9 protein-coding genes are annotated in these 10,320 nt (G+C 57.5%); all 9 read right to left on the bottom strand.

What is annotated here, in order from left to right:
- Window positions 1-273 (bottom strand): nitroreductase family protein (locus tag B2W96_RS01715; RefSeq protein WP_293007931.1); only part of this gene is annotated, 273 nt, incomplete at its 3' end.
- 333 nt (window positions 274-606) lie between these two features.
- The gene (locus B2W96_RS01710) at window positions 607-2,130 is read right to left on the bottom strand and encodes a UxaA family hydrolase (RefSeq protein WP_293007929.1); all 1,524 of its coding nucleotides are present in this window, start codon (window positions 2,128-2,130) and stop codon (window positions 607-609) included.
- Between the two features lie 26 nt (window positions 2,131-2,156).
- A complete protein-coding gene (locus B2W96_RS01705) occupies window positions 2,157-3,341 on the bottom strand; it encodes a MalY/PatB family protein (RefSeq protein WP_293007927.1) in 1,185 nt (394 codons plus the stop codon).
- Between the two features lie 41 nt (window positions 3,342-3,382).
- A complete protein-coding gene (locus B2W96_RS01700; RefSeq protein ID WP_293007925.1) occupies window positions 3,383-4,345 on the bottom strand; it encodes an ABC transporter ATP-binding protein in 963 nt (320 codons plus the stop codon).
- A 1-nt stretch (window position 4,346) separates the two neighbouring features.
- Window positions 4,347-5,321, bottom strand: coding sequence for an ABC transporter ATP-binding protein (locus tag B2W96_RS01695; protein ID WP_293007923.1), 975 nt, complete (start codon window positions 5,319-5,321; stop codon window positions 4,347-4,349).
- A 13-nt stretch (window positions 5,322-5,334) separates the two neighbouring features.
- On the bottom strand, window positions 5,335-6,195 hold the full coding sequence (locus B2W96_RS01690) for an ABC transporter permease (RefSeq protein ID WP_293007921.1): 861 nt from the start codon (window positions 6,193-6,195) through the stop codon (window positions 5,335-5,337).
- Entirely contained in the window at window positions 6,188-7,168 is a 981-nt protein-coding gene (locus tag B2W96_RS01685) for an ABC transporter permease (protein ID WP_293007919.1), read from the bottom strand. The genes B2W96_RS01690 and B2W96_RS01685 overlap by 8 nt, the downstream gene beginning before the upstream one ends.
- Before the next feature lie 167 nt (window positions 7,169-7,335).
- Window positions 7,336-8,910, bottom strand: a complete 1,575-nt coding sequence (locus B2W96_RS01680; RefSeq protein WP_293007917.1) for an ABC transporter substrate-binding protein — start codon at window positions 8,908-8,910, stop codon at window positions 7,336-7,338.
- Window positions 8,911-9,036: 126 nt separating this feature from the next.
- A complete protein-coding gene (locus B2W96_RS01675; protein ID WP_293007915.1) occupies window positions 9,037-10,113 on the bottom strand; it encodes an NAD/NADP-dependent octopine/nopaline dehydrogenase family protein in 1,077 nt (358 codons plus the stop codon).
- Between the last annotated feature and the right edge of the window lie 207 nt (window positions 10,114-10,320).

Genomic DNA, 10,320 nt, shown 5'->3' with positions numbered 1-10,320 from the left:
GCCCGCGTTTTGGGCCATATACTCCGCCTCGTCGGACAAAATTGCAAAATAATCGGCGTTTCCGATCATAAAATCGTTGTAGCCTGCCGCGCCCTTCAGCTTTTCCCGGAAGTCGGACCCGAACAGGCGAAGCTCCGTGCCGATGGAGGGCACAAGCCTTCCGCACTTACTTTCGTAATACTCGTTTATCTCCGCCAGCGTGGCGTCGGGGACCTTTGTATCCTGAAATTCCCGCACGGATTTGCGGTTTTGAATCATTGCGCTGTAATCCATAGTTTGATTCCTCCTGTCAAATTTCGGCCTGTTCTTTCCGGAGAATTTCAGGCGTATTTTCTTTCTCCAGTATTCACTGATTTTGGAAAAAAGTCAACCGTCAAAATCAATCAATCGGAAAAATGTATCTCCGCATCTCCGCAGCCCCAAAAAGCGGGTGGCCATGGGCCACGCGCGGGCAAGCGTCAGCCCTTCTCAGTGCCGCCGTCATGGGCGCAATGAACCCGGGCCACCCGGAAAATTGTCCCGAGCCGCAAAGCAGCGCAAGACGGGATGCCCTGCCGCATAAGGCCATAAAAAGAGAGGGCCGCCCGGGCGGCCCTCCCCTTTTTCTCAATAGTCGCCGTTGTAGCTGGTGCCGTGAGGAGTGGTCCAGCTATAATCGCCCAGAAGCTCGGCCTTGGTGGGCTCGCCCTCGGCCACACGGAGCATCAGCTCATAGAGCTCTTTTCCGCTCTCCTGCAATGTCTTTTCCCCATAGAGCATGGGCTTTGTGGAATAGTCGATCATATCGGAAAGCATCTCCGCGGTGCGGGGATTGCCGGTAATTTTGATGGTGGTCATGCAGGCGTTTCCGATGGGGTTGCCCCGCCCGGTGGTAAACAGGCAGATGTGGCAGCCGCTCATGGCCAGCGTGGTGGTGGCATAGGCATCGTTGGCGCCCTGGGCCTGATTGATGCCCCACATGCCGGGCTGTGGGGACCGCTGGCCGCAGTCCAGAATGCCTAGCATCCGGCCATGGCCCTTGGTCTTGAAGCTGCCCAGATTCTTCTCCGTCATGGTGGTCAGTCCCCCCGCCTTGTTGCCGGGCGTGGGGTTCACCTGAGAGAGGCCCTTGCCGCCTCTGCGGGCGCAGTCCTCATTAAAAAAGTCACCAATTTCCATCAGGCGCATTCCCACCTCATAGGAGCCTGCATCTGTGGGATAGCCGCCCCGCCCGCAGATTTCCACGTTGGTGCCGCCGATGGCGGTGTGACGGTCGATGGCGTCTCCGGCGACGGGGTTTGCGGACAGGCCGCTGGTCCAGTCGGAGCCACCATTGTAACCGCTGATGACAAGGCCGCTGAGGGGACAGGGCTCCCGTTTCTGGGCGGCGGCCTGTGCCTTCAGCTCGTTCACGGCCTTGATGCCCTCCTTGATGGCGTTGGTGGCGCCGCCGTCGGCCTGCATGCTGATGCTCACCACGGGACGGCCGGTGGCGCGGATTACCCCCGCAACATCCTCCGGGTCGGTCTGCTGGCATCCAAGGGACAGCAGCACCACGCCGAAGGTGTTGGGATGGGTGCCGGTGGTGATGAAGCCGTCCCGGGTGCGGGCAAAGCGGTCGGGAAACTCGCCGCAGGCGGCGTCCACATAGGTGGCAGGCACGTCGCAGGCGGCGGCGATGCGCTGCGCGGCGTTGTTGGAGCACTGCACCAGAGAGATCACCACCACATGGTTGCGGATGCCGAAGGTGCCGTCCTCCCTCTTATAGCCCATGATCGTCTCGGGCAGGTTCAGCTCCTCCCTGCGGTACAGCACAGGCGCGGTGTAATCCAGCGCATCGGGCGCCATGGAACGGTAATAGGCCCGCCGCTCCCGGTTGATCTCCTCAAAGTCGTCATACACGTTGTGCTCATGTACCCAGTCGCCCTTTTTGATGTCTGCGGTGGCAACGCCGATATGTACGCCGTACTTGATAATCTCCGCGTCTTTTTTGATATCACAGCGGGCAATTTTGTGCCCCTCCTTGATAAACTCTCCGGCGGCAAGCTCTTCGTCACCCGCAAGGGTTGTCTCCCCTCGTTCAATGGGCTCGACGGCAACCGCTACGTTGTCTTCCGGTTCAATTAGCATGGATCTTTTGTAGTCGCTCATGTTTCTAACTCCTAATAAATACAAATTTACGAAAATTCCAAGGCAATCTGCCCCATAATCTTTTCCATCAGCATTCGGGGGGCGGCCAGATTCAGCCGCTCAAAGCCGCTGCCCTCGGGCCCGAAAATATACCCCTCGTCCAGCGCCACCTTGGCCTTATGGATCATCCGCTCCTCCAGCCTTTTGGGGTCGGGCTCCAGCTTCCGGAAATCCATCCACGCAAGATAGGTCCCCTCCAGCGGAAGAACCTCCACCCGGCCCTGCCATGTCTTTTCGGCAAACTCTTTTACATACAGGTAATTCCCATAAATATAGTCAAGGCAGGCCGCAAGCCATTCCTCTCCAAAGTCCCATGCGGCTCTGGCAGCCACAGGGGCAAAAAAGGTGGGATGTGCCGCGCCGCAGTAGCGGTGAAAAACAGCGTCAAATTTCTCCCGCCGCGCCGCGTCTGCAATCATGACGCAGGAGAACGCCAGTCCCGCCAGATTAAACGTCTTGGTGGGTGCGTGGCAAACAGCGCAATTGTCCGCAATTTCCCCTCCCAGCGACGCGAAAACCACATGGCGGCGGCCGGGATAAATCAAATCGCTGTGAATTTCGTCGGCAATCACGAAGACCCCGTGCCGCTTGCAGATATCGCCCAATTGACGCAGTTCTTCTTCCGTGAACACCCGACCCACGGGATTGTGGGGATTGCTCATCACAAACGCGCGGCACTTGGGAGACGCCGCCTTTTGCTCAAAATCATCGAAATCAATTTCATACCGCCCGTCCTTCAGGCGCAGGGGACTGTTGACCACGGTGCGCTTCTGCTTTTCGATGGACATGGAGAAGGGATAGTACACGGGCCGCTGAATCAGCACCTCGTCCCCTTCCTCGGTCTGGGAGAGCAGCAGCATATTGATGGCCGTCACCACGCCCGGCGTATAGCGGAACCAGTCCGCGGGCGGCTCCCAGCCGTTGCGCCGCTTCTGCCAGTTCAGATAGGACGCAACGGTGCGCTCGTCCACCCGGGTATAACCGTACATCCCGCATTTTGCCGCTTCCATCACCGCCTCCCGGACGGCGGGGGGCGTTTTCAGGTCCATGTCCGCCACCCACGCGGGGGTCACATCGCTGGTCCCGAACTTTGCATCCAGCTCGGCGGGGTCCCACTTTACCTGACTCCAGGGCAAGCGGCTTGCCAGCTCGTCAAATTCGAAGTATTCCATAAATGCTCCTTTATGCGCCGCTGAAACGGCGGCGCACCGTTTTACAGGCCGTTGATCTCCCGCACAAAGTGGCACTTGACAAAGTGGTCCTTGGAAATCTCCTCCAACCCCGGCTCGGAATGAAAGCACTCGGGCTTTGCATAGTTGCACCGGGGCGCAAACCGGCAGGACTTTGTCACATTGATGGGAGAGGTGATTTCGCCCTTGAGAATAATCTGATTGTCGGGCGCGTTAAACTTGGGCAGGGGGATGGCGGAAATCAGCGCCTTGGTATAGGGGTGGTACTGATGTGCGAAAATCTCGGAAGACTTCGCCTTTTCTACCATCTGCCCCAGATACATCACGGTGATGTCGTCGGAAATGTGCTTCACCACGGACAAATTGTGGGTGATGAACAGATAGGTCAGGTTCCGCTCCTTCTGCAAATCCATCATCAGGTTCAGAATCTGGGCCTGAATGGACACGTCCAGCGCGGACACCGGCTCGTCGCAGACGATAAGCTTGGGGTCCAGAATCAGCGCCCGGGCTGTGCCCACCCGCTGGCGGCGGCCGCCGTCCAGCTCGTGGGGATAGAGATGAAAGGTCCGCTCCGCAAGGCCCACCACGTCCATGGTTTCCCGGACTTTTTTTTGCAGCGCTTCCTTGCTTTCGCACTTCTTGTAAATTTTTAAAGGCTCGCCGATAATATCTCCCACGGTCATTCTGGGGTTCAGGGAGGCATAGGGGTCCTGAAAAATAATCTGCATGTCCTCCCGCAGCTTTTTCAGCTTGGCCTGGGACACATCGGAGATGTCTTCACCCTTGAAGATAATTTTGCCGGCGGTTTTTTCGTGGAGGTGAAGAATCACCCGGCCCAGCGTTGACTTTCCGCAGCCGGACTCGCCCACGATGCCCAGCGTCTGCCCCTCCTGCACGCCGAAGGTCACGCCGTCCACCGCGTGGAGCACGCCCTTGCGGGTGTTAAAATGCTTTTTCAGGTTTTCAACTCTTAAAATTTCCGCCATATTATACCTCCGCGCTGCCGAACCGGTTGCAGCGGACACTGTGGGTTTCTGAAATCTTCACAAACGGAATCGGCTCGTCCCGGCACGCGTCCGTGGCCTCGGTGCATCTTGGGTGGAACTTGCAGCCCTTGGGCAGGTTGGCCGGGTCGGGTACCGCGCCGGGAATCACCTTCAGGCTGGCGGTTTCCTTCTCAATGTCGGGAAGGGATTCGAACAGGCCCACTGTATAGACATGGCGCTTGTCGGTGTAGATGTCCTCCAGCGTGCCGTATTCGATGATTTCACCGGCATACACCACCGCCACCTTGTCGCAGACCTTGGCCACCACGCCCAGATCGTGAGTAATGAGAATCAGCGAGGTGTTATACTCCGCCTGCAACTTGCGCATCAGCTCCAGCACCTGCGCCTGAATGGTCACATCCAGCGCGGTGGTCGGCTCGTCGGCAATCAGCAGCTCGGGACTGCACGCAAGCGCGATGGCGATGACTACCCGCTGCTTCATGCCGCCGGAAAACTGGTGGGGATAATCGTCGCACCGGGCGGCGGGAATACCCACCTGCTCCAGCATTTCCATGGCCCGTTTTCTGGCCTCGGCCTTGGAAATTTTGTTGTGCAGCAGCACCACCTCCGCAATTTGCTCGCCCACGGTCATCACTGGGTTCAGGGAGGTCATGGGGTCCTGAAAAATCATGGAGATTTTCCCGCCCCGGATAGCCCGCATCTGCTTTTCGGGCAGCTTAAGCAGGTCCTCCCCGTCAAAGAAGATGGAGCCGCCCACGATTTCTCCCGGCGGGTCGGGCACAAGGCCCATAATGCCCAGCGCCGTGGTGGTTTTGCCCGCACCGGTTTCGCCCACAAGGCCAATGCTTTCGCCCTTCTCCAGTGTAAAGCTCACATCGTTTACCGCGTAAACCGTCTCTTCGTCGGTTACGTAGCGAATTTCCAGATTCTGAACGTCCAGTATCTTTTCAGCCATTGTCCGTCCCTCCTCACTTTTTCAATCTGGGATCCAAACAATCCCGCAGGCCGTCGCCCACCACGTTCAGCGCGTACACCACGGCCATGATGGCAAGGCCGGGAATGACGGTGAGATACGGCAGGGTGCGGATATATTTGCGCCCGGCGGACAGCATGGCGCCCCACTCCGGCTTGGGCGCCTGAATGCCGAAGCCCAAAAAGCTCAGAGCAGAAGCGGAGATAATCGCGCCCGCCATATTCAGCGTAGCCTGCACGATGAGGGGCGAGATGGAGTTGGGCAGAATGTGATGCAGGATGATGCGAAAATTGCTGGCGCCGATGGCGCGGGCGGCTTCCACAAATTCCTGCTCCCGGGTGGACAGCACCGAGGCCCGCACCACCCGGGCAAACTTCGGCGTTGAGGAAAGGCCAACCGCCAGCATAAGATTAAAAAGGCTTCCCCCCAGCGCGGACACGATGCACATGGCCAGCAGCATCTGGGGAATGGCCATAAACAGGTCCATGGCCCGCATGATGATGTTGTCAAGCTTGGGATAATAGGCGGCAATGACGCCCAGAAGCCCTCCGGTCAGCACGGAGATGCCAACGGCCAGAAAGCCGATGGACAGGGAGTACCGGCTGCCGTACACGATGCGGCTGAACACGTCGCGGCCCAAATTGTCCGTGCCGAAAATATACTCGGCACAGGGGGCGATCTGGGCGCGGGCAGCGTCCTGCTCGTCATAACCGTAGGGAGCGATCTGGTCTGCGAAAATGGCCACCAGAACGAACAGGACCAGCACCACCAGACCCACGACGGCCTGCCGATTCTTTTTAAAGCGGCGCCAGATTTCCGCCAGCATGGTGTGCTTCCTTTCCTTGCTTTTAGCCATTTTGACCAGCTCCTTTCCGTTTAAAGAGCTTAAATCCAGACTCGCTCTCATACATGGTTTTCATACGGGGATCGATAAAGGTATAGATAATGTCCACCAGCAGGTTCAAAATCGCGGACACAAAGGCAATCAGCAGCACGCAGCCCTGCACCGCGTTATAATCTCTTGCCAGCATGGAATCCACCAGATATTTGCCCACGCCCGCGATGGAGAAAATGGCCTCCGTGACGATGGAGCCCGCCAAGAGCGTGCCCATTTGCAGGCCGATGACCGTGACAATGGGAATCATGGCGTTTTTCAGGGCGTGGCGCAGCACCACCACCCAGTAGGTCTGGCCCTTGGCCTTGGCGGTGCGGATATAGTCCTGACGCATCACCTCCAGCATGGAGCTGCGGGTGGTACGCATGATGGTGGCGGAGGAGTTTACGCCCAGCGCGATGACCGGCAGCACCATCTGCTTCCAGCTATCGCCGTACCCTGAGGGGGGAAGCCAGTTCAGCGTCACGGAAAAAATCAAAATCAGCATCAGGCCCTGCCAGAACATCGGCATGGAAATGCCGAACAGCGCGCAGCCTGTGGACAGCGAGTCCCAAATGGTGTTCTGCTTCAGCGCCGATATGATTCCGAAGAAAATTCCCAGTATAATGCCCAGAACAATGCTCCAGGCGGAGATGTCGAAGGTGACTTTGAAGCGGACGATCAGCTCGTTGATGACCGGGGTTTTGGAGCGGAAGGACAGGCCCAGATCGCCCTGAATCAGCCCCAGCAAGGTGTTGCCCAGACGCTCCCAATAGCCGCCGTTGATACCCATTTCAATGCGATAGGCCTCCACGGACTCCGGCGTGGCGTTGTCGCCCAGGGCGAGATACGCGGGGTCGCCGGGAGAAAAGTAGAGAATTGTAAACACGATGATGGTCACGCCGATTAAAACCGGTATGATCCACAGCAGGCGCTTTAATATGTATTTCAGCATTTCGTTTTCCCTCATTCAACCGTCGCGGCCAACTGTGTCAATTGCCCGCTGTTTATGCCGCAGCATGGGATAAAAAGGACGGGGCAAATAATATGAAGGAATTATTCGCCCCGCCTTTTCCCTGTTCCCGTTTCTCTGTTCCTAAATTGCCTTTCCGGCAGGAATGCTTATTCGAAGTAGCAGTATTTCAGCAGAGGAGACTGATAGGCGCCGTTGCGCAGTCCCTGGAGGCTGGTGGAATGGCAGTAGATATCCTCCTGCTGATAAATGGGGACAATGATACACTCGTCCAGCGCCTTCTGCTGAATGGCTGCATTCAGCTCGCTGCGCTTGGCGGGGTCAATCTCTCTGGCGGCGGCCACGATCATGGCGTCCATGTCGGGGTCACTGTACCCAAAGATGTTGTTGACGGCGTCGGTATAGAAGAAGCGGTTGGCAAAGTCGATATCGCCGTTGGTGGCGGCAATGCCCCAGGTGTAGATATCAAAGTTGTGCTCCACCTTCAGCGCCTGAGAGTTGGTGGCCGCGTCCAGAGCAACGATTTCCACATTGATGCCGATCTGCTTCAGCGCGTTGGCAAAAAACTCGCCGTAGGCCTGACGCAGAGCCATATGACCCACGTGATAGCGGCAGGAGAAGCCGTTGGGATAACCCGCCTCAGCCAGCAGCTCCTTGGCCTTTTCAAGATTGTACTTGTAAACGGGATAGTCCACATGATAGGGAGAGTCGGTCTTAGCGATGGAGTCGGTGATGTTGTCGGGCAGCAGGCCCTTGGCGGGCTGGCCCACGCCGTCCATGCAGACCTTCCATGCGCCCTCGATATCCAGCGCGTAGGCAATGGCCTGACGGACGCGGACATCATTGAAGGGCTCGTTGCGCTGGTTGAAGCTCAGATAGCAGTTGTCCATGGTGTACTCGCGGAACACCTCCACGTCGGGGTTGGCGCCGGCGGCCTCGATATCCACGCCGGACAGGTTATAGCACAGGTCCGCGCCGCCGGTTTCCACCTCGATGTAACGGTTGCCGTCCTCGGAGATCACCTTAAACTCAAGATTCTTGATGGCGGGCTGACCCTCCACGTAATAGTCGCCGAAAGCGGCCATCTTGATGCTGCTGCCGATGGACCAGTCGCCCCAGGTATAGGGGCCGGTTCCGATGTCCATGGTGGCCCAGTCGCCATTGTTCTCCTCATAGCCCTTTTTGCTAAACATGACGCAGGTGGGATAGGAGAGGTTGGCAATCACGGGCATGTACACCTCGTCCATCACGATGACAAAGGTACGCTCGTCCACCACATGGCTCTTCTCCAAATCCATGTGGTCGGTGACGGACTTGTTGGCGCTCTCCCGCAGGCAGTTGAGCGAGAACAGGCAGTCCTCCGCGGTCAGCGTCTCGCCGTTGTGGGTTTTGATGCCTTCGCGCAGAGTGATGGTCAGCTCGGTGGCGTCTTCGTTAAACTCCCACTTTTCGGCAAGCAGAGACTTATATTCCTGCTCCGGCACGGTGCGCTCGATCAGCGTCTCGTAGACCTGCGCCTTGACCTTCACGGTGTCGTTGGTGGTAGAGCCGTTGATGGGGTCCTTGTCCGCCATATCAGCCTGAACCGCAACCACCAGCGTATCCTTCACAGGGGAGGCCCCGGCGCTACCGCCGCCGGACTGGGAGGGGGTGTTGCCGCCGCAGGCGGTTGCCAGCATGCAGACGCACAGCAGCATTGCGAAGACTCTTGCTAACTTTTTCATACATCTTCTCTCCTTTTTGTTTTTACAATGAAACCGAAAATCGGTTATTGCCGGATTTGGTTTCCGTGCCGGGCGCTCCTGGCTTTTGGCGTGCCCGACATGCTCAAACTGTTTTCCCTCTGCGCCTCAGCGCACCATTTCGTGAATCTGTTCCAGCGTCTTGCCGGTAAAGCCCAGCTTTTCCGCCGTGCGGCCCTCCGACCAGAAGTCCCTGCCGCACACGGCCCCCGCAAGGCTGACAAACGCGTCCGTCATCGGCGTGGAAATGCCCAGCTCGTGGCCCACGGAAGCCAGCGGAACAAGGCCGGACATGGTGTCCTCCACAATGAAGCGGTGGCTGGTGTTGGTGGGATTGCGCAGTGCGCGATAGGATTCAATGCTCTGAATCAGCTCGTACAGGCTGTTCTTTGGCTCCAGCTTGTAGGTCTTGGTCAGCATGCCGCCAAGGTCCAGCGCATCCACTCCAAGGGCTTTGCACACCGCCACCCGCTCCTTGTCGCATGCCGTGATGATATCTGCAATGTGGGGGGTGATGCCCTCCATGTAATAGTCGTAGCTCTCGCCCAAATCCATCTTGTTGACGTTCATCAGGCTTGGAATGGGGTGCAGCATGGCTCCCGCCGCCCGGAAGCCGGTTTCAAGAACATTGGCGGCAGGCTTCAGGCAGGGGAACACAGGCCCCAGCACTTCCATCAGGCGGTCCACGTCCCCCGCGGGCAGTGTAGCCACCGACACGCTGACCTTCAGCCCGGTATGCAGAATATTGCCAAGCTCATAGCTGCGGCAGCCGTACATCAAATCGCCCGCCTCGGCAATGATCAAATCCTTGCCGCAGCCGCCCTCGCCCCGCAGAATGTTTGCAAGTTCCAGCGCACCGCCGCAGTGGCCGGGATTGAGCATGACAATCTGCCCGTCTCTGAGATAAGGCTTGCACGCATTGGCAATGCTTCTGTGTGCGTCGGTGGTGGAGACAATCATCACCACATCCGCGCCTTCCATCACCTCTTCCATGCTGTCGGTAATCACCTCGGGCGCGGCCTCGCACTGGATCACGCCGGTCACCTTTATGGCTTTCAGCTCCCGCAGGCGGCTTATTTTATCCTTGTCAATGTCATACAGCCGAACGCCGTATCCCTTGTCCGTCAGGATGGTCGCCATACTCTGCCCACCCGCACCCGCGCCGATAATCGCAAACTTCAACATTGTATTCCTCCTCATCCCCTAAATTCTTTACCGATTTAATTGCTTATTATAGCACGCCGTGGGCAAAACAGCTTATGCGACAAACATACCAGTAATTATATGAATTCCACATAGTTGGCGGTTCTTTTACGGTGTCTGTCTTGCTTGTCCTTGCATATTTCGCCGTAAAAAGGTATAATAACAAATTAAAAGTCTGCGGTTTCCGGC

The organism is Oscillibacter sp. UBA6647, assembly GCA_002455655.1.
Classification (GTDB): Bacteria; Bacillota; Clostridia; order Oscillospirales; family Oscillospiraceae; genus Oscillibacter.
The sequence above is the reverse complement of the archived record's forward strand: the minus strand, read 5'-3'. Positions and strand labels throughout refer to the sequence as shown.

Excerpts from the sequence above, each read along its gene's own strand:
- B2W96_RS01695 (WP_293007923.1), bottom strand. The coding sequence starts at position 5,321 with ATGGCTGAAAAGATACTGGACGTTCAGAATCTGGAAATTCGCTACGTA.
- B2W96_RS01675 (WP_293007915.1), bottom strand. The coding sequence starts at position 10,113 with ATGTTGAAGTTTGCGATTATCGGCGCGGGTGCGGGTGGGCAGAGTATG.
- B2W96_RS01710 (WP_293007929.1), bottom strand. The coding sequence starts at position 2,130 with ATGAGCGACTACAAAAGATCCATGCTAATTGAACCGGAAGACAACGTA.
- B2W96_RS01705 (WP_293007927.1), bottom strand. The coding sequence starts at position 3,341 with ATGGAATACTTCGAATTTGACGAGCTGGCAAGCCGCTTGCCCTGGAGT.
- B2W96_RS01685 (WP_293007919.1), bottom strand. The coding sequence starts at position 7,168 with ATGCTGAAATACATATTAAAGCGCCTGCTGTGGATCATACCGGTTTTA.
- B2W96_RS01700 (WP_293007925.1), bottom strand. The coding sequence starts at position 4,345 with ATGGCGGAAATTTTAAGAGTTGAAAACCTGAAAAAGCATTTTAACACC.
- B2W96_RS01690 (WP_293007921.1), bottom strand. The coding sequence starts at position 6,195 with ATGGCTAAAAGCAAGGAAAGGAAGCACACCATGCTGGCGGAAATCTGG.
- B2W96_RS01680 (WP_293007917.1), bottom strand. The coding sequence starts at position 8,910 with ATGAAAAAGTTAGCAAGAGTCTTCGCAATGCTGCTGTGCGTCTGCATG.